Below are 24,003 nucleotides of genomic sequence, written 5' to 3'. Positions count from 1 at the left end.
TTACCCATTCTGTCGCAGGTTGCACCGGCCGCGGTTCCCCGGTCAGCACCCTTTACCGGCAGGCTGCCGCAAAACAGTAAGGGTAAAGAAAAGTTTGCCAAAACAAAAAGATCGCCGTGTTTAACCCAACTTCTCTCTGATACCCAACGCGATGTGTATGCAGTCAGAGCGAATGTAGCTCACGCTATATTTCAGGAGTGCATCATGAATAGTTTCAGCCAGACCGCGGAAACGGTGCAGAAGCGCACCAATGCCCGATACTGGATTGTGGTGATGTTATTTATTGTCACCTCATTCAACTACGGCGACCGCGCAACCATTTCGATTGCCGGTTCGGCGATGTCCAAAGATATTGGCCTCGATTCAGTCGGACTGGGTTATATCTTCTCTGCCTTCTCATGGGCGTACGTTATTGGTCAGATTCCGGGCGGCTGGCTGCTCGATCGTTTCGGCTCAAAACGCGTCTATTTCTGGAGCATCTTTACCTGGTCGCTGTTTACCTTCCTGCAAGGGTTCGTCGATCTGTTCAGCGGCTTCGGTATCATCATGTCTCTGTTTATCCTGCGTTTCCTGGTCGGACTGGCCGAAGCGCCTTCCTTCCCTGGCAACAGCCGCATTGTTGCAGCCTGGTTTCCGGCGCAGGAGCGCGGCACGGCGGTGGCGATCTTCAACTCAGCGCAATACTTCGCCACCGTGATCTTCGCACCGATTATGGGCTGGCTGGTCTCCTCCGTGGGCTGGGCGCACGTCTTCTGGTTCATGGGCGGACTCGGCATCATCCTCAGCTTCATCTGGCTGAAAGTCATCCACGATCCCACCGATCATCCGGGCGTGAATAAAGCCGAGCTGGAGTATATGGAGCAGGGCGGTGCGCTGATCAACATGGATGCCAAAAAAGAGGGTCGCAAAGTGGGCTGGAGCGAGAAGTGGTTCCAGATCAAACAGCTGCTGACCTCACGCATGATGCTGGGTATCTACCTCGGTCAATACTGCGTTAACGCCTTAACCTACTTTTTTATTACCTGGTTCCCGGTCTATCTGGTGCAGGCGCGCGGCATGTCGATTCTTAAAGCGGGCTTTATTGCCTCGATTCCGGCGGTGTGCGGCTTTCTCGGCGGCGTGCTGGGCGGGGTGATCTCCGACTGGCTGATGCGCAAAACCGGCTCGCTGAATATCGCGCGTAAAACGCCGATCGTGCTTGGCATGCTGCTCTCTATTTCGATGGTGATGTGTAACTACACCGAAACCGAATGGGTGGTGGTGTTCTTCATGGCGCTGGCCTTCTTTGGTAAAGGGATTGGTGCGCTGGGCTGGGCAGTGATGGCGGATACCGCACCGAAAGAGATCAGTGGCCTGAGCGGCGGCCTGTTCAATATGTTCGGTAACTTTTCTGGCATTGTTACGCCGATCGCTATCGGTTACATCATCGCCACCAGCGGTTCCTTTGAAGGCGCGCTGATTTATGTCGGTATTCATGCCTTTGTCGCTGCCTTCAGCTTCCTGGTGATTGCGGGCGATATTAAACGTGTCGAACTGAAAACCTGGCCCGGTAAGGATGCATTATGAATACGCAAAGTTCGCCGGTGATCACAGAGATGCAGGTTATCCCGGTTGCCGGTTATGACAGCATGCTGCTTAACATTGGCGGTGCGCACAGCGCCTGCTTCACCCGTAACATTGTGGTGCTCACCGACAGCGCCGGGCATACCGGCGTCGGCGAAGCGCCCGGCGGCGACACCATCTATCAGACCCTGATCGAGGCGATTCCGCAGGTGAAAGGCCAGCAGATTGCCCGGATGAACCGCCTGGTGCAGCAGGTGCATAAGGGCAACCAGTCGGCTGACTTTACCACCTTCGGCAACGGTGCCTGGACGTTTGAACTGCGGGTCAATGCGGTGGCGGCGCTGGAAGCGGCACTGCTCGATCTGCTGGGCCAGTCGCTGGGCGTCCCGGTGGCGGAGTTGCTCGGTCCCGGCAAGCAGCGTGATGAAGTCACGGTGCTGGGCTATCTGTTTTACCTCGGCGATCGGCGCAAAACCGATCTGCCCTATCTGAGCGGTGATCAGGCCAGCCATGAGTGGTATCACCTGCGTCATCAGGAAGCGCTGACCAGCGAAGCGGTGGTACGGCTGGCGGAGGCGGCTGCGGATAAATACGGATTTAAAGATTTCAAACTCAAAGGCGGCGTGCTGCCGGGCGAGCAGGAGATTGCCACCGCGGCGGCGCTGAAGCAGCGCTTTCCCGACGCCCGCATTACCGTCGATCCCAACGGTGCCTGGTTACTGGACGAAGCCATCGCGCTCTGTAAAGGGATGCAGGATGTGCTGACTTACGCTGAAGATCCCTGTGGTGCCGAGCAGGGCTATTCGGGACGCGAGGTGATGGCGGAGTTTCGCCGCGCCACCGGTCTGCCGGTCGCCACAAACATGATCGCCACCAACTGGCGCGAGATGAATCATGCGGTGATGCTCAATGCGGTCGATATCCCGTTAGCCGATCCCCATTTCTGGACCATGAGCGGTGCCGTGCGGGTGGCGCAGCTGTGCGACGACTGGGGCCTGACCTGGGGCTGCCACTCCAATAACCACTTCGATATTTCGCTGGCGATGTTCACCCATGTGGGTGCCGCCGCGCCAGGCAATCCTACCGCGATTGATACTCACTGGATCTGGCAGGAGGGCGATCAGCGCCTGACCAAAAATCCGCTGCAAATCCGCAACGGCAAAATTGCCGTGCCGGACGCGCCGGGCCTCGGCGTTGAGCTTGACTGGGACCGCGTGCATCAGGCCCACCAGCTTTACCAGTCACTGCCCGCTGGCGCCCGCAACGACGCCACGGCGATGCAATATCTGATTCCCGGTTGGACATTCGACCGTAAGCGCCCGGCTTTTGGCCGTGCAACAGCATAAGGAGCAGGAGATGAGTTCAACACCTAAAGTGACCGCCATGCAGGTGATTCCGGTTGCCGGTCACGACAGCATGTTGCTGAACCTCAGCGGCGCGCATTCGCCGTTTTTTACCCGCAATATTGTGATTATCAAAGATAACGCCGGTCATACCGGCGTCGGCGAGATTCCGGGCGGCGAAAAAATCCGTCAGACGCTGGAAGATGCGGCTTCTCTGGTGATCGGTAAAACCGTGGGCGAATACAAAAATATTCTCAGCCTGGTGCGCACTACCTTTGCGGATCGCGATGCCAGCGGGCGCGGCATGCAGACCTTCGATCTGCGCACCACCATCCACGTCGTGACCGGCATTGAAGCGGCGATGCTGGATCTGCTGGGGCAGCATCTGGGCGTTAACGTGGCGACCCTGCTGGGCGACGGGCAACAGCGCGACCGCGTTGAGATGCTCGGCTATCTGTTCTATGTCGGCGACCGCCGCAAGACCTCTCTGCCCTATCAGAGCCAGGAGAGCGATCCCTGCGACTGGTATCGCCTGCGTCACGAAGAGGCGTTAACCCCGGACACGGTGGTGCGGCTGGCAGAAGCAGCGTATGAAAAATATGGCTTCAACGATTTCAAACTCAAGGGCGGCGTACTGCGCGGTGGCGAAGAAGCCGAAGCGGTTACCGCGCTGGCGAAGCGTTTTCCTGAGGCGCGCATTACGCTCGATCCTAACGGTGCCTGGTCTCTCAACGAAGCGATCATGCTGGGTAAACAGCTGAAAGATGTGCTGGCTTACGCTGAAGATCCCTGTGGCGCGGAGCAGGGCTATTCGGGCCGCGAAGTGATGGCGGAGTTCCGCCGGGCGACCGGCATGCCGACCGCCACCAACATGATCGCCACCGACTGGCGGCAGATGGGGCATACGCTGTCGCTGCAGTCGGTCGATATTCCGCTGGCTGACCCGCATTTCTGGACCATGCAGGGCTCGGTGCGCGTGGCGCAGATGTGCCACGACTTCGGCCTGACCTGGGGCTCGCACTCCAATAATCACTTCGACATTTCACTGGCGATGTTTACCCACGTTGCCGCCGCCGCGCCGGGCGCCATCACCGCGATTGATACCCACTGGATCTGGCAGGAAGGCAATCAGCGCCTGACCAAAGAGCCGTTCCAGATTAAAGGCGGCATGGTGCAGGTGCCGCAGAAACCGGGTCTCGGCGTTGAGCTGGATATGGATCAGGTGATGCAGGCCAATGCGCTGTATCAGAAACATGGCCTTGGTGCGCGTGATGATGCGCAGGCGATGCAATTTCTGGTGCCAGGATGGACCTACGACAATAAACGTCCCTGCCTGGTACGTTAACCTTTTCGGCTCCCCTTGCGGAGCCACCGCCACAGGAGTTAACCATGAGTAATGCAGCCTGGCCGAATGGATTTCGTCGTCGTTTATTAGCGGGTGAAACCCTGATTGGTAGCTGGTGTGCGCTGGCCAGCCCGATCTCAACAGAGATTTTAGGACTGGCCGGTTTTGACTGGCTGGTTCTGGATGGCGAACATGCGCCCAACGACATCACCACCTTTGTGCCGCAGCTGATGGCGCTCAAGGGCAGCCACAGCGCGCCGGTGGTACGTCCGCCCTGCAATGAGCCAGTGATCATCAAGCGTCTGCTTGATATCGGCTTCAGTAATTTCCTGGTGCCGTTTGTTGAAACTGAAGAGGAAGCGCTGCGCGCAGTGGCCTCGACCCGCTATCCGCCTGCCGGCATTCGCGGCGTGTCGGTCTCTCATCGCAGCAACATGTACGGCACCCTGCCGGATTACAACAGCAGCATCAACGACAACATCACGGTGCTGGTGCAGATCGAAACCCAGCAGGCGGTGGACAACATTGACGCCATTGCTGCGGTTGAAGGCGTTGATGGCATCTTCGTGGGTCCCGGCGATCTCTCTGCCGCGCTCGGCTATCTCGGCCAGCCGGCGCACCCGGAAGTGCTGAAGGTGATTAAACATATCTTTGAACGCGCCAAAGCCGCCGGTAAGCCGAGCGGCATTCTGGCACCGGTAGAAGCGGATGCACGGCGCTATCTGGAATGGGACGCGACCTTCGTAGCGGTCGGCAGCGATCTCGGTGTGTTCCGCAACGCCACGCAGGCGTTATGCGACAAATTTAAGCGTTAATCAATCAAGGGGAAACGCAATGAAAATTGGATTTATCGGCCTGGGTATTATGGGCAAACCCATGAGTAAAAACCTGGTGAAAGCCGGTTATTCGCTGGTAGTGCGCGATCATAACGCTGAAAACGAAGCGGAACTGACTGAACTGGGCGCGACCGTGGCGAAATCGCCAAAAGAGGTGGCTGAGCAGTGCGATGTGGTGATTACCATGGTGCCCAACTCGCCGCAGGTCATCGAAGTCTGTCTGGGTAAAAATGGCATTATCGAAGGGGCGAAGCCAGGCCTGGTGGTCATCGATATGAGCTCCATTGCGCCGCTGGCGAGCCGTGAAGTCCATGATGCGCTGGCAGAAAAAGGGATCAAAATGCTGGATGCGCCGGTCAGCGGTGGCGAGCCCAAAGCGATTGAAGGCACGCTCTCTGTGATGGTCGGCGGCGATAAAGCGGTATTCGATACCTGCTACGACATTATGAAAGCGATGGCGGGCTCGGTCGTTCATACCGGCGACATCGGCGCGGGCAACGTCACCAAACTGGCGAACCAGGTGATTGTGGCGCTGAACATTGCCGCGATGTCTGAGGCGTTATCGCTGGCAACCAAAGCGGGCGTGAACCCGGATCTGGTTTATCAGGCGATCCGTGGCGGCCTGGCGGGCAGTACCGTGCTGGATGCCAAAGCACCGATGGTAATGGATCGCAACTTCAAACCCGGCTTCCGTATCGATCTGCATATCAAGGATCTGGCGAATGCGCTGGATACCTCACACGGCATTGGCGCGCATCTGCCGCTGACGGCGGCGGTGATGGAGATGATGCAGGCGCTGCGTAATGATGGTCAGGGTTCCGCCGACCACAGTGCGCTTGCCTGCTATTATGAGAAGTTAGCGAAGGTTGAAATCGCCCGCTAAAACCCGGTGCCGGTGTCTGGGGATGCCGGACTGGTTTCAGAGCATTTCAATCACTTAACAGCGCTCGGATTGCCTATGAAAATCGTAATCGCACCGGATTCATATAAAGAGAGTTTATCCGCCCTGGAGGTGGCATCGGCGATTGAAGCGGGTTTCCGTGAAATCTTTCCCGATGCGCACTACCTGAAAATACCGGTCGCCGACGGTGGCGAAGGCACGGTAGAAGCGATGGTGGCGGCGACGAAAGGAAAAATCGTCAGGTTGAAGGTTACCGGGCCGCTTGGCGCGCAGGTTGACGCGTTTTATGGTTTGTCCGGTGATGAACGCACCGCCTATATCGAAATGGCGGCGGCCAGCGGCCTTGAACGGGTGCCTGCTGCGCAGCGCGATCCGCTGGTGACCACCTCCTTCGGCACCGGTGAACTGATCAAGAGCGCGCTGGACAAGGGCGTTGATCATATCATTATCGGCATCGGCGGCAGCGCCACCAACGACGGCGGCGCGGGCATGATGCAGGCGCTGGGGGCGCGACTGCTGGACGCGCAGGGCGGTGAAATCGGTTATGGTGGCGGCGCGCTGCCCGATCTCGCCAGCATTGATATCAGCCAGCTGGATAGCCGCATTGCCGAGTGTCGCATCGAGGTGGCCTGTGACGTGACCAATCCGCTGACCGGTAAAGAGGGGGCATCGGCGATTTTTGGTCCGCAAAAAGGCGCGACGCCCGCGCTGGTGCAGCAGCTCGATCAGGCGCTGACCCACTACGCAGCGATTATTCAGCGCGATCTCGATATGGATGTGCTGCATATTCCCGGCGGCGGTGCAGCGGGCGGTATGGGCGCGGCGCTGCACGCATTTTGTCAGGCAGATTTACGCCGCGGGATTGAGATTGTCACCGAAGCGCTGGGGCTGGCAGAGCAGGTGAAGGATGCCGATCTGGTGATTACCGGTGAAGGACGCATCGACAGTCAGAGTATTAATGGCAAGGTGCCGATTGGTGTGGCCAGCGTGGCAAAGCGCTTTAATAAACCGGTGATTGGCATTGCCGGCAGCCTGACGGCGGATGTCGGCGTAGTGCACCAGCACGGTCTGGATGCGGTGTTCAGCGTGCTCTACAGCATCTGCTCACTGGAAGATGCGCTGGCCAGCGCCGGAAATAACGTTCAGCTGACCGCACGTAACGTTGCGGCTACGCTGAAGCTGGCCGGTTTCCGCTAGCCTGCGTGCGAGGGCGGGCGTGATCTGCGTCGCTGAGAGTGATGGCGCAGCACGCGGCCGTCGTCCTGCGCGCCATATTGCCGTCCGGCAGGCCATGATGCCGCCTTGCAGGCCACGACGCCGGCCTGAGCCGCCGCCGCATCAACGGCCGCTATTCGACGCCCAGCACCCGCCGGGCTTCTCTGGCAACGTTCTCCATCTCATCCTGCAATTCCAGCAGTTCAGGTTCCAGCGCAGCAATATCGCTGGCATGGTGCAGTTCACGCTCCAGCTGATGACAGAGCTGCTTCATGCGTGGCACGCCGCTGTAGCTGGCACTGCCGTGCAGTTTATGAATGATCTCACGCAGCGCACTGACCTCATTACTGGTCATAAACTGCGCCATCTTTGCATGGACTTCCGGTAAAAACTCCAGCAGCATCCGCAGCAGATCGCGCGCCAGATCCGGCTTGTTTGCCGCCTGTCGCAGCGCCAGCTGCCAGTCGAGCGTCGGCAGTATGTTGGGCAGTTCCGGCACGACCACCGGCGGCGGCGTGTAGCGTGCCAGCAGCTGGCTTAATTTGCTTTCATCAATCGGCTTCGCCAGATAGTCATTCATCCCCGCCTTAATCAACTGCTCCCGCTCGCCATCAATCGCATGGGCGGTAACGGCGACAATCGGCGTGCTGGCATGGTGCGGCAGGCTGCGGATGATTTCACTGGCGCGAATACCATCAATGTCCGGCATCTGAATATCCATCAGAATCACGTCCAGCGCCTGCTGGCGGGCTTCGCGAATCGCGTGTTCAGCGCTGTTACACAGCACGATGCGCTGCACCTGCTCCTCCAGCAAGGCGCCGATCAGCTTGAGATTGGCCGGATTGTCATCCACCGCCATGACGGTCAACGGCAAGCGTGGCGACAGCGGCAGTTCGCTGATCTGGCGGGTATGCAAATCAACCAGCATCGGCAGCAGACGGGTCAGGGAAACCGGTTTGGCGATACAGCCATCAATGCCACGGATTTTCAGCTCATCGGCCAGCAGCATCATCGGGCTGGGCAGCGCCATCAGGACATGATCGGCCCGATCCAGCAGCGCATTAATCTGGCTTTCAGCCAGCAGCTGATGCTGGCTGACCGTAACCGGCATTGCCATCAGCAGCAGCGGATAGTGCGTCTCGCTTAATCCTTCCAGCGTTTCGCTGTAATCGATCTGCAGCGGCGTCGCGCTTAACATCTCCAGCGCCGCCCGGGCGACAGCGGGATTGGCTTCCACATAGGCGATACGCGCATGGGACAGCGCCTCCAGCACCCGCGGCATACCGGGCGCATTCGGATTGAGATCCAGCTGTACCCGAATCACAAAGATCGAGCCGTGATCCGGCTCGCTGCTAAAGGTGATTTCGCCGCCCATCTCCCGTACCAGCTTCTGGGTGATCACCAGCCCCAGTCCGGTACCGCCGTGACGGCGTGAAATGCTGGCGTCCGCCTGACGAAACGCCTGGAACAGTTGGGTCTGCTGCTGCTCAGAAATGCCGATGCCGGTATCCTCGACCTGAATCTCCAGCTCGACCCGGGTATGGGTGATCACCCGCTGTCCGACGCGCAGGCCAATGGTACCCTTTTCGGTAAATTTAATGGCGTTGCCAATCAGGTTGATCAGGATCTGCTGCAGCCGCAGCGCATCGCCAATCACGTTATCCGGCACGCTGCTGTCGCACACCACCGTCAGCTCCAGACCTTTGTCATGGGCCGAAGGTGCCAGCAGCACCAGGGTTTCATCCAGCGTGGCGCGCAGCGGGAAGGGGATCGCTTCCAACATCAGCTTGCCCGCTTCCAGCTTCGAGAAGTCGAGCACGTCGTTGATAATGCTGAGCAGATTGTTGGCCGAGCGTTCGATGGTCTGCATGTAATCACGCTGGGTGGCGCGCAGCTGGGTCTTGAGCATCTGACGGGTAAAGCCCAGCACGCCATTCAGCGGGGTACGCAGTTCATGCGACATATTGGCTAAGAACTCTGACTTGATGCGGGCCGCTTCCTGGGCCCGTTTTTTCGCCAGGTCCAGCTCGACGTTCTGAATCTCCAGCTGCTCCAGCGTCTCACGCAGGTCATAAGTGGCCTGATCGATATTGTGCTGCATCTCTTCGTGATAGGCGGTGAGCGACATCGCCATCGCATTAATGCCGTTTTTCAGAATGCTCAGTTCGCCCAGCATGTAACCCTCAACCCGGCTGTCGAGCTGACCGCGACGAATCCGGTCCACGGTGGTGACCATGTTGCGGATCGGACCGGTGACGTCGCGCATCAGGCGATAGGCGAACAGCATCGCAATACAGAGGCAAAACAGCAGCATCAGCGTGGCGACAAACACCTCTTTGTACTGCTGCAGCCGTACCGATTGCAGATCGAGTTCGATGGCGACATAGCCGAGTGGATTACCGGCCGGTTTGGCATCTTCGTCCGGCAGTTCATCGACGTCATAACGTTCAGTGGTAATCGGGGTGCGCAGAATCAGCACGCTGCCGTGACGTTCCATCGAGACATCATCGGGCAGGGCGCGGATATCATCCTGTTGCAGCAGGCTCAGGTTCTGTTTGTTATTGGAGGTGACGTAGAGCTGGTTATGGTTGTCGAACACCGAAATTGCCCGGACGATACCGGAGTGACGGCGATGCAGCAGGCTGACCAGTTCGCGCATCGCATCGCGGTTATGCCAGGTCATGCTGTATTCGCTGGAGATCGCCAGCGGTTCGATAATGTTGGCGCCGGCATCCATCACCTGCCGCTGCAGTTCGTTGTAGCGATGCACCACAAAAAATGAGCTGAGCAGCAGGCCAACCATCAGGGTGGGTGCCAGAATTAAAATCATCATTCGCGCCCGCAGGCTGTATTTGGTCATAATAGTCGCCTGGCTACTCCGGCATTAACGTCCCTGTGCATCCGTCGACAAACCTGTGCACATCGTTTCAGAGAAAGAGAATTAACAATACTATGGCGCAATTTTACGCGGCAAAACAGCGCAGCACCCCGCAACAACGCATAACCGTCACCATCGACGAGCTGGACCCGTTCGGTCAGGGCGTGGCGCGTCATAAAGGCAAAACCATTTTTGTCAGCGGTGCGCTGCCTGGTGAACAGGCCGAAATTATGCTGACAGAGGATAAACGGCAATTTGCCCGAGCGAAAGTGACGCGGCTGTTAAACAGCAGTCCGGCACGCGTCACGCCGCGCTGTCCCCATTTTGAGCGTTGCGGCGGCTGCCAGCAGCAGCATGTGGAGGTGGCTCTGCAACAGCAAAGCAAAGCCCAGGCGCTGAGCCGGATGCTGAGTCAGGCGGCACAGCAGCCGGTGGCGGTCGATGAAGTGATAGCCGGTGAAGCCTGGGGCTATCGCCGTCGTGCCCGGCTGGGCCTGCAGTGGCAGAACAAGCAGCAGCGCCTGCAGATGGGTTTTCGTCAGGAAGCGAGCAACGATCTGGTCGATATCCAGCAGTGCCCCATTTTGATGCCCGAACTTGAGGCGTTAATTCTCCCGCTACGCCACTGTCTGAGCGGCTTACGTGCCGTCAGGCGTCTCGGCCACGTTGAACTGGTGCAGGCGGACAACGGTCCGCTGATGATCCTGCGACATCTTGATGCGTTGCAGGCTGACGATCGTGAAAAACTGGAACAGTTTTCGCATAAGCATCAGCTGATGCTGTTTCTGGATGCGGGTGATGAGAAATTAACGCCGTTAACCGCAGCGACGCCGTTCTATCACTCTCATCAACTTAAGCTAACCTTCAGTCCACAGGATTTTATTCAGGTTAACGATAGGGTGAATCAGCAGATGGTGGCGCAGGCGATAAGCTGGCTCGATCTGCAGCCGGAAGACCAGGTACTGGACCTGTTTTGCGGGATGGGGAACTTCACTCTTCCTATCGGAATCTTCGTACAAAATGTGGTTGGTGTGGAGGGCATTGCAGCATTAGTGCGGCAGGCAGCGTATAATGCTGAATTGAATAATCTTAAAAATGTCCGCTTTTTCCAGCATAACCTGGAGGAAGAGGTGTCGCGCCAGCCGTGGGCGGCACAGGGATTTAATAAGGTATTACTCGATCCGGCCCGTGCCGGGGCTGCAGGTGTGATGGCGCATGTGGTTAAACTTGCACCAGAACGCGTGGTCTATGTTTCGTGTAATCCCACCACACTCGCGCGCGACAGCCAGACATTGCTGTCGGCGGGCTACCAATTGGAAAGGGTCGCGATGCTGGATATGTTCCCACATACCCGTCATCTCGAATCCATGGTGCTGTTCAAGAAAACATAAGCGATGGGCTAAGTCGCTGTGCAGGAGAGGATATGGTTGCGGTCAGAAGTGCGCATTTAAATACTGAGGGGGAATTTGCCCTCGACCAGTGGATCGCCAGTCTCGGTATTGCTAACCCGCAATCATGTCAACGCGTCGCCGAAACCTGGCGCTACTGTGAAGCGCAAACCCAGGGCCATCCCGATCAATCGCTGCTGCTGTGGCGCGGCATCGAGATGGTCGAAATCCTCTCGATGCTCAGTATGGATATTGAAAGCCTGTGTGCGGCGCTGATCTTCCCGCTGGCTAACGATGAAGTGGTGAGCGAAGAAGATCTGGAAAAAACGGTGGGCAAAGGCATTGTCTCGCTGGTGCATGGCGTGCGCGATATGGATGCGATCCGTCAGCTGAAAGCGATTCACAATGATTCGATGGCCTCCGAGCAGGTGGATAACGTTCGCCGGATGCTGCTGGCGATGGTAGAAGATTTCCGCTGCGTGGTGCTCAAACTGGCCGAGCGCATCATGAACCTGCGCGAAATGAAAGACGCGCCGGAAGATGAGCGGGTACTGGCCGCCAAAGAGAGCACCAACATCTATGCGCCGCTGGCCAACCGGCTCGGCATTGGTCAACTGAAGTGGGAGCTGGAAGATTACTGCTTCCGCTATCTGCATCCCGATGAATACAAACGCATCGCCAAACTGCTGCATGAGCGGCGCATTGACCGTGAGCAGTACATCGACAACTTCGTCAGCAACCTGCGCAAAGAGATGGCCAAAGAGGGCGTACGCGCCGAAGTCTATGGCCGGCCGAAACATATCTACAGCATCTGGCGCAAGATGCAGAAGAAGTCGCTGGCGTTTGATGAGCTGTTCGACGTGCGGGCAGTGCGTATCGTGGCCGAACGCTTACAGGATTGTTACGGCGCGCTGGGCACGGTACACACGCTTTATCGTCATCTGCCGAGCGAGTTTGATGACTACGTGGCGAACCCTAAGCCCAATGGTTACCAGTCGATTCACACCGTGGTGTTAGGCCCGCAGGGCAAAACGGTGGAGATTCAGATCCGTACCCGCCAGATGCATGAAGATGCCGAACTGGGCGTGGCAGCGCACTGGAAATACAAAGAAGGCCCGACCTCCAGCAGCGCACGCGGCGCGGCGGGTCACGAAGAGCGTATCGCCTGGCTGCGTAAGCTGATCAGCTGGCAGGAAGAGATGGCGGATTCCGGTGAACTGCTGGAAGAGGTGCGCAGCCAGGTATTTGACGATCGGGTTTACGTCTTTACGCCGAAAGGGGATGTGGTGGATCTGCCCGCCGGCTCAACGCCGCTCGACTTCGCTTACCACATCCACAGTGATATCGGTCACCGCTGCATCGGTGCCAAAATCGGCGGCCGCATCGTGCCGTTTACCTATCAGCTTCAGATGGGCGATCAGGTTGAAGTGATCACCCAGAAACAGCCGAACCCGAGCCGTGACTGGCTCAATCCCAACCTCGGTTACATCACCACCAGCCGTGGCCGCTCGAAGATTCACAACTGGTTCCGTAAGCAGGATCGCGATAAGAACATCATCGCCGGACGACAGATTCTGGATAACGAGCTGAACCAGCTCGATATCAGCCTGCGTGAAGCAGAGAAGTTGCTGCTGCCGCGCTATAACGTCACCTCTCTGGAGGAGTTACTGGCGGCGATTGGCGGTGGCGATATTCGCCTTAATCAGATGGTGAACTTCCTGCAGGCGAAGCTCAACAAGCCGAGCGCCGAAGAGGAAGATCGCGAAGCGCTGCGCCAGTTAACCCAGAAATCTTACACTCCACCGTCACGCAAAGAGAGCGGGCGCGTGGTGGTGGAAGGCGTGGGCAACCTGATGCACCACATTGCGCGTTGCTGCCAGCCGATTCCGGGTGATGATATCGTCGGCTTCATCACCCAGGGGCGCGGTATTTCGATTCACCGTGCCGACTGTGACCAGCTGGCGGAGCTGATCTCCCATGCGCCGGAACGCATTGTTGACGCGGTATGGGGCGAAAGTTACTCCAGCGGTTACTCGCTGGTGGTACGGGTGACGGCCAACGATCGCAGCGGATTGCTGCGGGATATCACCACCATCCTCGCCAATGAAAAGGTCAATGTGCTGGGCGTGTCGAGCCGCAGCGATACCAAAAAGCAGCTGGCAACCATCGACATGGATATCGAGATTTATAACCATCAGGTGCTGGGACGGGTGCTGGCGCGGCTGAACCAGGTCTCTGATATCATCGACGCCCGCCGTTTACACTGATGCTTCTGGCCGTCTGCCCGCTATTCGCCGCTGATGTGAATCGCCGGGCAGACGCGCCGCACCACCGGCGCTATTGATGCGCCACCTCACGACCAACCGCAAAGGATTTCCAGAATGAACGCCATTGATCGCCTGCTTGGCATTATGAAAACCCTGCGCGATCCGCAACACGGCTGCCCGTGGGATCGTGAGCAGACCTTCGCCACCATCGCCCCGTATACGCTGGAAGAGACCTATGAAGTGCTGGACGCCATCCAGCGGGAAGATTTTGACGATCTGCGCGGCGAGCTGGGCGATCTGCTGTTTCAGGTGGTGTTTTATGCCCAGATGGCCAGCGAGCAGGATCGCTTTACCTTTGAGGATATCTGCCACGCCATCAGCGACAAGCTGGAGCGCCGTCATCCGCACATTTTTGCTGACGCCAGCGCGGAAACCAGCCGCGAAGTGCTGAAAAACTGGGAAGCGATCAAGACCGCTGAACGGGCGGAGAAGGCCCAGCATTCGGCGCTGGACGACATCCCCAGAGCGCTGCCGGCGCTGATGCGCGCCCACAAAATCCAGAAGCGCTGCCACAACGTCGGTTTTGACTGGACCACGCTGGGGCCGGTGGTGGCAAAAGTGCATGAAGAGATCGATGAAGTGATGCACGAGGCACAGCAAAGCGTGGTGGATAGCCAGAAGCTGGAAGAGGAGATCGGTGACCTGCTGTTTGCGACGGTGAACCTGTCGCGCCATCTGGGCAGTAAAGCTGAAACCGCGCTGCAAAAGGCCAACGACAAGTTTGAACGCCGCTTCCGCCAGGTGGAGGCGATCATCGCCGCACAGGGATTAAGTATGCCTGGTGCCACGCTGGAACAAATGGAAGCGGCCTGGCAGCAGGTGAAAACCGGCGAGAAGTGCTGATTATTCCAGCGCTGTGCATAAATTCGCCATCTGAGCTTACACGATTCAGCGTGGCGACAACTTTGTGACGTACATCAACATTTCATTAACGGCTATCCGCTATGTTAGCCGCAGCAATGCGTTGGAGGATGGCAGTGATTCATCAATTGTGGCTGATAGCGGTTTCCAGTATACTGTTTTCCCGTCCTGGTTATTCCACCGTCTTTAAACCTAAACTCTCAGGTTCAGCATGACAACGAATTATATTTTTGTGACCGGCGGGGTCGTATCCTCTCTGGGTAAAGGCATTGCCGCAGCCTCCCTCGCAGCCATTCTCGAAGCCCGTGGTCTTAACGTGACCATCATGAAGCTGGACCCGTATATCAACGTGGATCCAGGTACCATGAGCCCGACTCAGCACGGTGAAGTTTTCGTCACTGATGACGGGGCTGAAACCGATCTCGATTTGGGTCACTACGAGCGCTTCATCCGCACTAAAATGTCGCGTCGTAACAACTTCACCACTGGCCGTATCTACTCAGAAGTGCTGCGCAAAGAGCGCCGTGGCGACTATCTGGGTGCCACCATTCAGGTGATTCCGCACATCACCAACGCCATCAAAGAGCGCATTATTGAAGGCGGCGAAGGCCACGATGTGGTGCTGGTCGAAATCGGCGGCACGGTCGGCGATATCGAATCCCTGCCGTTCCTGGAAGCGATTCGCCAGATGGCGGTGGATGTGGGCCGCGAACACACCATGTATATGCACCTGACGCTGGTGCCCTATATGGCCGCTGCCGGTGAAGTGAAAACTAAACCGACCCAGCACTCGGTTAAAGAGCTGCTCTCCATCGGTATTCAGCCAGACGTGCTGATCTGCCGTTCCGATCGCGCTGTGCCAGCCAACGAACGCGCTAAAATCGCGCTGTTCTGTAACGTGCCAGAGAAAGCGGTTATTTCACTGAAAGACGTGGATTCCATTTACAAGATTCCTGGCATGCTGAAGTCGCAGGGCCTGGATGACTATATCTGCAAACGCTTCAACCTGAATGCGCCGGAAGCCAATCTGGCCGAGTGGGAACAGGTGATTTACGAAGAAGCCAATCCGGGTGGGGAAGTCACCATCGGGATGGTCGGCAAATACGTTGAATTGCCGGATGCCTATAAATCAGTGATTGAAGCGCTGAAGCACGGCGGCCTGAAAAATCGCGTCACCGTGAACATCAAACTGATCGACTCGCAGGATGTCGAATCACGCGGTGTCGAATTACTGAAAGATTTGGATGCGATTCTGATTCCGGGTGGCTTCGGTTACCGTGGCGTCGAAGGCAAGCTGATGACCGCGCAGTACGCACGTGAAAACAACGTGCCGTATCTCGGCATCTGTCTTGGTATGCAGGTGGCACTGATGGAGTTCGCCCGTAACGTCGCCGGGATGGAAGGCGCCAACTCCACCGAATTTGTGCCAGACTGTAAATATCCGGTAGTGGCATTGATTACCGAATGGCGTGACGAAGACGGCAACGTCGAAGTTCGCAGCGAGCAGAGCGATCTGGGCGGCACCATGCGTCTGGGCAGCCAGCAGTGTCAGTTAACGCCGGGCAGCCAGGTTCGCCAGCTGTACGGTTCTGACACCATCGTTGAGCGCCATCGCCACCGTTATGAAGTCAACAACATGCTGCTGAAGCCGATTGAAGCAGCCGGTCTGCGCGTAGCGGGTCGTTCTGGTGATGATCAACTGGTTGAGATTATTGAAATCCCGAACCATCCGTGGTTTGTGGCCTGCCAGTTCCACCCGGAGTTTACCTCGACCCCTCGTGATGGCCATCCGTTGTTTGCCGGCTTTGTGAAAGCGGCACATGAGCATCAGAAGCGTTTAGCGAAGTAAGATTCACGAGCAGCGCGCGAACTTTTCGCGCGTTGTTTGTCTTAGGATTGACTAACTTGTACTGAGGAAAAACGTAATGTCCAAAATCGTAAAAGTCATCGGTCGCGAAATTATCGACTCACGTGGTAACCCGACTGTTGAAGCAGAAGTGCATCTGGAAGGCGGTTTCGTTGGTCTGGCAGCAGCGCCATCAGGGGCTTCTACCGGTTCTCGCGAAGCACTGGAACTGCGTGACGGTGACAAATCTCGTTTCCTGGGCAAAGGCGTGACCAAAGCCGTTGCTGCGGTAAACGGCCCGATTGCTGAAGCGGTAAAAGGCAAAGACGCGAAAGATCAGGCGAACATCGATAAAATCATGATCGACCTGGACGGTACTGAGAACAAATCCAACTTCGGTGCGAACGCCATTCTGGCCGTCTCACTGGCGGCGGCGAAAGCCGCTGCGGCCTCTAAAGGTCAGCCGCTGTATGAGCACATCGCTGAACTGAACGGCACCCCAGGCAAATACTCTATGCCACTGCCAATGATGAACATCATCAACGGTGGCGAGCATGCCGATAACAACGTTGATATCCAGGAATTCATGATTCAGCCGGTTGGCGCTTCAAGCGTGAAAGAAGCGATCCGTATGGGTTCAGAAGTGTTCCACAACCTGGCAAAAGTGCTGAAAAGCAAAGGCATGAGCACTGCAGTCGGTGACGAAGGTGGCTATGCGCCAAACCTGGGTTCTAACGCCGAAGCGCTGGCCGTTATCGCTGAAGCAGTAAAAGCAGCGGGCTACGAGCTGGGCAAAGACATTACGCTGGCGATGGACTGTGCGGCCTCTGAGTTCTACAAAGATGGCAAATACGTGCTGGCCGGTGAAGGCGGTAAAGCGTTCACTTCAGAAGAGTTCACCCACTTCCTGGAAGATCTGACCAAACAGTATCCGATCGTTTCTATCGAAGATGGCCTGGACGAATCTGACTGGGATGGCTTCGCTTACCAGACCAAAGTCCTGGGCGACAAAATCCAGCTGGTGGGTGACGACCTGTTCGTGACCAACACCAAAATCCTGAAAGAAGGTATCGACAAAGGTATCGCTAACTCCATTCTGATCAAATTCAACCAGATCGGTTCTCTGACCGAAACCCTGGCAGCGATCAAAATGGCGAAAGACGCGGGCTACACTGCCGTGATCTCTCACCGTTCAGGCGAAACCGAAGATGCAACCATCGCTGACCTGGCGGTAGGGACTGCAGCGGGCCAGATCAAAACCGGTTCAATGAGCCGTTCTGACCGTGTGGCGAAGTACAACCAGCTGATTCGTATCGAAGAAGCGCTGGGTTCAAAAGCGCCATTCAACGGCCTGAAAGAAGTTAAAGGTCAGTAATGACCTGTGCAGATGTCGCGTAAAGCGGCATCGCATCATCTGAAAGCCCCGCCTTGTGCGGGGCTTTTTGTTGGCGGCGGTGTGCAGACGCGGATGGCAAATCCCGATCGCAAAGAGGCAAAAGCGGCATCTCTTTCTGCTCGCCCGTGCGATTACGCACCTCATCCCTGAGGTGCGCCCGTTACCGGGCCAACGTTTTGCGTTGTTCAAAAACGCTCCAGGCGTTTTGTCCTAAGCGCGGGTTCTGTCCTGGCCATCCATATTTTGAACCTGCTAGCCGTCTGAAGCCTCTCTTTTGTGACGTTTTGGCTTTTGTCCGGCGCGGAGAAAAGGCACAACGCGTGGTTGAGCTGTGCGGCAAATCTGCCATAATCAGCGCCCTGTTTTTTTCAAGCGAGTCCGTAATGCAATACCCGATTAACGAAATGTTCCAGACACTGCAGGGCGAAGGTTTTTATACCGGCGTACCCGCCATTTTCATCCGCTTACAGGGATGTCCGGTGGGCTGTAGCTGGTGTGATACCAAACATACCTGGGAGAAGCGGGCGGATCGGGAAACGTCGCTGGGCGATATTTTAATTAAAACGGTAGAGAGTGACGCATGGGGCGATGCCGATGCGGCAACCTTACTTAACGCCATCCAGCAGCAGGGCTGGACCGCGCGCCATGTGGTGATCACCGGCGGCGAACCGGCGATCTACGATCTGCGTCCGTTAACCACGACGCTGGAGCAGCACGGTTTTCAGTGCCAGATTGAGACCAGCGGCACCCATGAGATTCGCTGTTCCGATCGGACCTGGGTGACGGTTTCGCCTAAAGTGAATATGCGTGGCGGCTATGATGTGCTGCCGCAGGCGCTGGTCCGCGCGGATGAGATCAAGCACCCGGTGGCGCGTATGCGTGATGTCGAGGCGCTGGATGAACTGCTGGCCGCTCTTGATGACGATAAAGCCCGCATCATCGCTTTACAGCCGATCAGCCGCAAAGATGAGGCAACCCGACTCTGTATCGAGACCTGCATTGCGCGTAACTGGCGTCTGTCGATGCAGACTCACAAATATCTCAATATCGCCTGAGGCGATGCGATGTGGGCCGGGTGAAAGTCCGAAACCGGGCTAGCCGGATCGGCGGGTAAAAAACGCTGTGCCGGATCGAAGGGTTCGATCCGACAGCATTAACCGCGGTAGACGCAGCCCGCAGTGCAGGTTTCTTTGATCATCACCGCACTGAGCAGCGGCAGGCGAGGCTTCATCTGATCCCAGATCCATTTTGCCAGCACTTCGCTGGTCGGGTTTTCCAGCCCAGGGATCTCATTGAGATAATAGTGGTCAAGGCGATCGTAGATCGGCTTAAACGCCGCTTTCAGTTCAGCGAAATCCATCACCCAGCCAGTGTGCGCATCCACTTCGCCGGTAATTTCCAGACGCACCAGAAATGAATGACCGTGCAGACGACCGCATTTGTGTCCGGCCGGCACGTTGGGTAAATGGTGCGCGGCTTCGAACTGGAACTCTTTAAATAAAGTGGTAGACATAGTGGTTCTCAGACAGGAAAAAACCGCTAAATTCTACCTGAAAACCGCTATTTTCGCACCTGGATCACATAACGCCGCCACGAAACCTCCCGCCTGCCGATGTTGTACCAGCTAATTAACTGATATATCGCCGCTTTACTTACCACTTTTGCCGATTAATCCTACCAGGAAAACCATTTAGTCATTTTGGTTATTTGATATGTCGAAGGTGTATTTAATCGTTAATATACGGGCCGGTAACCTACGCACTCTTCCGCCATTTTACGGTCCGGACTTCTGATACTGGAATTTTTAACGCGATGACGACTCAGGCACCAGGTTCACTGCTTCCGCTCTCCCCGGAACAACTCGCCCGCTTACAGGCGGCGACGACCGATTATTCCCCCACCCAGCTGGCATGGCTGTCAGGTTATTTCTGGGGCAGGGTTGAACAGACACCGGGTAGCGCAGTGGCCAGCGCGCCGGCCCCCGTCACCGCCACCGCGCCAGAAGCACCGGCAATCACGCTGCTGTCGGCTTCGCAGACCGGCAATGCCCGTCGCCTGGCCGAGCAGTTGCGCGATGACCTGCAGGCAGCCAGACTGAATGTAAACCTGGTGAATGCTGGCGATTACAAGTTCAAGCAAATTGGGCAGGAAAAGCTGCTGGTGGTGGTGACATCCACCCAGGGCGAAGGCGATCCACCGGAAGAAGCGGTGGCGCTGCATAAATTCCTGCTGTCAAAAAAGGCGCCGAAAATGACCGGTACCGCGTTTGCGGTGTTTGGCCTCGGCGACAGCTCTTATGAATTTTTCAGCAAAGCGGGCAAGGATTTTGATAGCCGGCTGGCGGAGCTGGGCGCGGAGCGACTGCTGGATCGGGTTGATGCCGACGTCGAGTATGCCGATCAGGCGGCGGCCTGGCGCAGCGCGCTGACAGAGATTTTAAAGCAGCGCGTGCCGACCGAATCCCCGGCTCAGGCTGCCGCAGCCGCCGCAGGCAGCGTCAATGAAGTCACCACCAGCCCCTATACTAAAGAGGCGCCACTCAGCGCCACGCTGGCGGTGAATCAGAAAATTACCGGCCGCGACTCTGACAAAGATGTTCGCCACATTGAAATTGATCTCGGCGAGTCAGGCCTGCGCTACCAGCCCGGCGACGCGCTGGGTATCTGGTATGAAAATGATAGCGCGCTGGTCAGCGAGCTGCTGGAGCTGGTCTGGCTGAAAGGTGATGAGCCGGTGCAGGTCCAGGGCGCAACGCTGCCGCTGGCTGAAGCGCTGCAAAAACATTTTGAGCTGACGGTTAATACGGCGCAGATCGTCGCGCAGTATGCCCAGCTGTCGCGTGATGCCGAGCTGCTGGCGCTGGTGGATGATAAAGCCCGGCTGCAACAGTATGCGCAGCGTTATCCGATTGTCGACATGATTCGTCTGGCCCCGGCGGAGCTCAGCGCAGAGCAACTGACGACGTTGCTGCGTCCGCTGACGCCACGGCTCTACTCAATCGCATCGTCGCAGGCGGAGACCGATACCGAAGTGCATATCACCGTGAGTGCAGTACGCTTTGATATTGAAGGTCGTCAGCGTGGCGGCGGTGCATCGACCTGGCTGGCCGATCGGGTTGAAGAAGAGGGCGAAGTTCGGGTGTTTATCGAGCACAACGATAACTTCCGCCTGCCGGCTAATCCGGACGCACCGGTGATCATGATTGGACCGGGTACCGGCATCGCGCCGTTCCGCGCCTTTATGCAGCAGCGCGAAAACGACGGTGCCAGCGGCAAAAACTGGCTGTTCTTCGGCAATCCGCACTTTACCGATGATTTCCTCTATCAGGTGGAGTGGCAGAAATATGTGAAAGAGGGGCTGCTGACCCGAATCGATCTGGCCTGGTCACGCGATCAGGCAGAGAAGGTATACGTACAGGATAAGATCCGCGCCAACGGTGCGGAAGTGTGGCGCTGGCTGCAGGAAGGCGCGCACCTTTACGTCTGTGGCGATGCGAATCGCATGGCGAAGGACGTTGAGCAGGCATTACTGGATGTGGTGGTCGAACACGGCGGAATGGATCGTGAAGCGGCCGACGAATTTTTAAGTGAGCTGCGCATTGAGCGCCGTTATCAGCGAGACGTTTACTAATGAGCGAAAAACACCCTGGACCGCTGGTTGTAGAAGGCAAATTAGCCGACGCTGAGCGTCTGAAGAAGCAGAGCAACTATCTGCGCGGCACCATTAAAGAAGATCTGGAAGAGGGTCTGACCGGCGGCTTTACCGGTGACAACTTCCTGCTGATCCGTTTCCACGGTATGTACCAGCAGGATGACCGCGATATTCGTGCCGAGCGTGCTGAGCAGAAGCTGGAGCCGCGCCACGCCATGATGCTGCGTTGCCGCTTGCCGGGCGGCATCATTACGCCGACCCAGTGGCTGGCCATCGACAAATTTGCCACCGATAAAACCATCTATGGCAGCATCCGTCTGACTAACCGTCAGACCTTCCAGTTTCACGGCATTCTGAAGAAGAATGTCAAGCCGACGCACCAGATGCTGCATGAAGTCGGACTGGATGCGCTGGCCACCGCCAACGATGTTAACCGCAACGTGCTCTGTACCTCGAATCCGGTGGAGTCGGAGCTGCATCAGGAAGCGTATGAGTGGGCGAAGAAACTCTCTGAGCACCTGCTGCCGCGCACCCGTGCCTACGCCGAAATCTGGTGGGATCAGGAGAAAGTTGCGACCACCGACGAAGAGCCGATCCTCGGTGAGACCTATCTGCCGCGTAAGTTTAAAACTACCGTGGTGATCCCGCCGCACAACGATGTGGATCTGCACGCCAACGATCTTAACTTCATCGCCGTGGCCGAGCAGGGCAAGCTGGTGGGCTTTAACCTGCTGGTCGGTGGTGGACTGTCGATTGAGCACGGTAACAAAGCGACCTACGCCCGTACCGCCAGCGAGTTCGGCTACTTCCCGCTGGAGAAGATCCTCGACGTGGCTGAAGCGGTGGTGACTACCCAGCGCGACTGGGGTAACCGCACCGATCGTAAGAATGCCAAAACCAAATACACCCTGGAACGCGTCGGCGTTGAGACGTTTAAAGCGGAAGTCGAGAAGCGGGCGGGCGTCACTTTTGAACCGATCCGTCCGTACGAATTTACCACCCGCGGCGATCGAATTGGCTGGATCAAAGGCATTGACAATAAATGGCACCTGACGCTGTTTATCGAGAATGGTCGCCTGCTGGACTATCCTGGCCGTCCGCTGAAGAGCGGCGTGGCTGAGATTGCTAAAATCCACCAGGGCGATTTCCGTCTGACCGCCAACCAGAACCTGATTGTGGCGGGCGTGCCGGAAAGCGAAAAGGCGAAGATTGAGGCGATCGCCCGTGAGCATGGGCTGATGGAAAACGTCTCGGCGCAGCGCGAGAACTCGATGGCCTGCGTGGCGTTCCCGACCTGTCCACTGGCGATGGCGGAGGCGGAACGCTTCCTGCCGGCGTTCGTGACCAAAGTTGAAGCGATCATGCACAGCCACGGCGTCGGTGATGAGCACATAGTGTTACGCGTTACCGGTTGTCCCAACGGCTGTGGCCGTGCCATGCTGGCTGAACTGGGTCTGGTCGGCAAAGCGCCAGGCCGTTACAACCTGCATCTCGGCGGCAACCGCATCGGCACACGCATCCCGCGGATGTACCGTGAAAACATTAATGAAAACGAAATCCTCGCCACCATTGATGAACTGGTGGGACGCTGGGCCAAAGAGCGCCATGCCGCTGAAGGCTTTGGTGACTTCGTGATCCGCGCGGGCATCGTTGCGCCTGTGCTGGACCCGGCGCGTGATTTCTGGGAGGAGGCAAAATGAGTCAGATTGACCTCGCAGCACTGAATGAGATGTCCAAAGTCCAGCGCGCAATGGCGCTGGCGGCCACCAATGCGCAGCTGGAGAAATCGTCAGCGGAAGCGCGGGTGAGCTGGGCGCTGGAAAATCTGCCGGGCGCCTATGTGCTCTCTTCCAGCTTCGGCATTCAGGCGGCGGTGTCGCTGCATCTGGTGACGCGTCAGCAGCCCGATATTCCGGTGATCCTCACCGATACCGGCTATCTGTTCCCGGAAACCTATCGCTTCATTGATGAGCTGGCGGATCAGCTCAATCTCAACCTCAAGGTGTTCCGCGCGGAGACCTCACCGGCCTGGCAGGAAGCGCGCTATGGCAAGCTGTGGGAGCAGGGCGTTGAGGGGATTGAGAAATACAACGACATCAATAAAGTGGAACCGATGAATCGCGCGCTGGAAACGCTCGGTGCGCAGACCTGGTTTGCTGGCCTGCGCCGCGATCAGTCCGGTAGCCGGGCTAATCTGCCGGTGCTCGGGGTGCAGCGCGGCGTGTTTAAAGTGCTGCCGATCATCGACTGGGATAACCGCCAGATTCATCAGTATCTGCAGCAGCATAATCTGAAATACCATCCGCTGTGGGATGAAGGCTATCTCTCAGTGGGCGATACCCATACCACCCGTAAGTGGGAGCCAGGCATGGCAGAAGAAGAGACCCGCTTTTTCGGCCTGAAGCGCGAGTGCGGTCTGCACGAAGGGTAAGGGTGCGGTTTCCGGCTTCTCT

General features: G+C 57.2%; 17 protein-coding genes. 15 read left to right on the top strand and 2 right to left on the bottom strand.

Annotation, left to right across the window (positions count from 1 at the left end):
• The first annotated feature begins 204 nt into the window (after positions 1-204).
• The 6 genes from WFK59_RS15980 to WFK59_RS15955 all read left to right on the top strand — a co-directional run bounded on the left by WFK59_RS15980 (position 205) and on the right by WFK59_RS15955 (position 7,185).
• Positions 205-1,566 carry an MFS transporter gene (locus WFK59_RS15980; protein ID WP_233987264.1) on the top strand — a complete coding sequence of 454 codons (1,362 nt, stop codon included), beginning with the start codon at positions 205-207 and terminating at the stop codon, positions 1,564-1,566.
• Positions 1,563-2,909: an enolase C-terminal domain-like protein gene (locus WFK59_RS15975; RefSeq protein ID WP_336756395.1), complete on the top strand. Its 1,347-nt coding sequence runs from the start codon at positions 1,563-1,565 to the stop codon at positions 2,907-2,909. Before WFK59_RS15980 ends, WFK59_RS15975 begins: the two co-directional genes overlap by 4 nt.
• Before the next feature lie 10 nt (positions 2,910-2,919).
• Entirely contained in the window at positions 2,920-4,251 is a 1,332-nt protein-coding gene (gene gudD, locus WFK59_RS15970; protein ID WP_293002288.1) for a glucarate dehydratase, read from the top strand.
• 44 nt (positions 4,252-4,295) lie between these two features.
• A complete protein-coding gene (gene garL / locus WFK59_RS15965) occupies positions 4,296-5,066 on the top strand; it encodes a 2-dehydro-3-deoxyglucarate aldolase (RefSeq protein ID WP_336756393.1) in 771 nt (256 codons plus the stop codon).
• A gap of 19 nt (positions 5,067-5,085) precedes the next feature.
• Entirely contained in the window at positions 5,086-5,970 is an 885-nt protein-coding gene (gene garR, locus WFK59_RS15960) for a 2-hydroxy-3-oxopropionate reductase (protein ID WP_233987268.1), read from the top strand.
• Between the two features lie 75 nt (positions 5,971-6,045).
• Complete coding sequence (locus WFK59_RS15955) at positions 6,046-7,185, top strand: glycerate kinase (protein ID WP_336756391.1); 1,140 nt, start codon at positions 6,046-6,048, stop codon at positions 7,183-7,185.
• A gap of 151 nt (positions 7,186-7,336) precedes the next feature.
• On the opposite strand, the gene barA is transcribed toward WFK59_RS15955, so the two are convergent.
• Positions 7,337-10,063, bottom strand: coding sequence for a two-component sensor histidine kinase BarA (gene barA / locus WFK59_RS15950; protein ID WP_336756389.1), 2,727 nt, complete (start codon positions 10,061-10,063; stop codon positions 7,337-7,339).
• Between the two features lie 92 nt (positions 10,064-10,155).
• Here barA and rlmD point away from each other — a divergent pair, with 92 nt between their 5' ends.
• The 6 genes from rlmD (at position 10,156) to queE (ending at position 18,954) form a co-directional block, all read left to right on the top strand.
• Positions 10,156-11,472, top strand: coding sequence for a 23S rRNA (uracil(1939)-C(5))-methyltransferase RlmD (rlmD, locus tag WFK59_RS15945; protein WP_336756387.1), 1,317 nt, complete (start codon positions 10,156-10,158; stop codon positions 11,470-11,472).
• A 32-nt stretch (positions 11,473-11,504) separates the two neighbouring features.
• Positions 11,505-13,736, top strand: coding sequence for a GTP diphosphokinase (relA, locus tag WFK59_RS15940; protein ID WP_233987272.1), 2,232 nt, complete (start codon positions 11,505-11,507; stop codon positions 13,734-13,736).
• Between the two features lie 114 nt (positions 13,737-13,850).
• Entirely contained in the window at positions 13,851-14,639 is a 789-nt protein-coding gene (gene mazG, locus WFK59_RS15935) for a nucleoside triphosphate pyrophosphohydrolase (protein ID WP_233987273.1), read from the top strand.
• A 229-nt stretch (positions 14,640-14,868) separates the two neighbouring features.
• Positions 14,869-16,506 (top strand): glutamine hydrolyzing CTP synthase, encoded by a 1,638-nt coding sequence (gene pyrG, locus WFK59_RS15930; RefSeq protein ID WP_233987274.1) that lies wholly within the window; start codon positions 14,869-14,871, stop codon positions 16,504-16,506.
• 76 nt (positions 16,507-16,582) lie between these two features.
• Positions 16,583-17,878, top strand: coding sequence for a phosphopyruvate hydratase (eno, locus tag WFK59_RS15925; RefSeq protein ID WP_094120850.1), 1,296 nt, complete (start codon positions 16,583-16,585; stop codon positions 17,876-17,878).
• Between the two features lie 404 nt (positions 17,879-18,282).
• The gene (queE, locus tag WFK59_RS15920) at positions 18,283-18,954 is read left to right on the top strand and encodes a 7-carboxy-7-deazaguanine synthase QueE (RefSeq protein ID WP_233987275.1); all 672 of its coding nucleotides are present in this window, start codon (positions 18,283-18,285) and stop codon (positions 18,952-18,954) included.
• Positions 18,955-19,052: 98 nt separating this feature from the next.
• On the opposite strand, the gene queD is transcribed toward queE, so the two are convergent.
• On the bottom strand, positions 19,053-19,412 hold the full coding sequence (gene queD / locus WFK59_RS15915) for a 6-carboxytetrahydropterin synthase QueD (protein ID WP_233987276.1): 360 nt from the start codon (positions 19,410-19,412) through the stop codon (positions 19,053-19,055).
• A 299-nt stretch (positions 19,413-19,711) separates the two neighbouring features.
• Between queD and cysJ the strand changes: the two genes are divergently transcribed.
• From cysJ to WFK59_RS15900, 3 genes are read left to right on the top strand one after another with little or no spacing between them, the layout of a single operon-like run.
• Positions 19,712-21,529, top strand: coding sequence for an NADPH-dependent assimilatory sulfite reductase flavoprotein subunit (gene cysJ / locus WFK59_RS15910; protein ID WP_233987277.1), 1,818 nt, complete (start codon positions 19,712-19,714; stop codon positions 21,527-21,529).
• Positions 21,529-23,250: an assimilatory sulfite reductase (NADPH) hemoprotein subunit gene (gene cysI, locus WFK59_RS15905; protein WP_233987278.1), complete on the top strand. Its 1,722-nt coding sequence runs from the start codon at positions 21,529-21,531 to the stop codon at positions 23,248-23,250. The genes cysJ and cysI overlap by 1 nt, the downstream gene beginning before the upstream one ends.
• Complete coding sequence (locus tag WFK59_RS15900) at positions 23,247-23,981, top strand: phosphoadenylyl-sulfate reductase (protein WP_233987279.1); 735 nt, start codon at positions 23,247-23,249, stop codon at positions 23,979-23,981. The genes cysI and WFK59_RS15900 overlap by 4 nt, the downstream gene beginning before the upstream one ends.
• Positions 23,982-24,003: the final 22 nt, after the last annotated feature.

It is taken from the genome of Pantoea sp. USHLN298 (genome assembly GCF_037149395.1).
Taxonomy (GTDB): domain Bacteria; phylum Pseudomonadota; class Gammaproteobacteria; order Enterobacterales; family Enterobacteriaceae; genus Pantoea; species Pantoea astica.
Note: the sequence above shows the minus strand (reverse complement) of the source record. Positions and strands in the feature narration are given on the sequence as shown.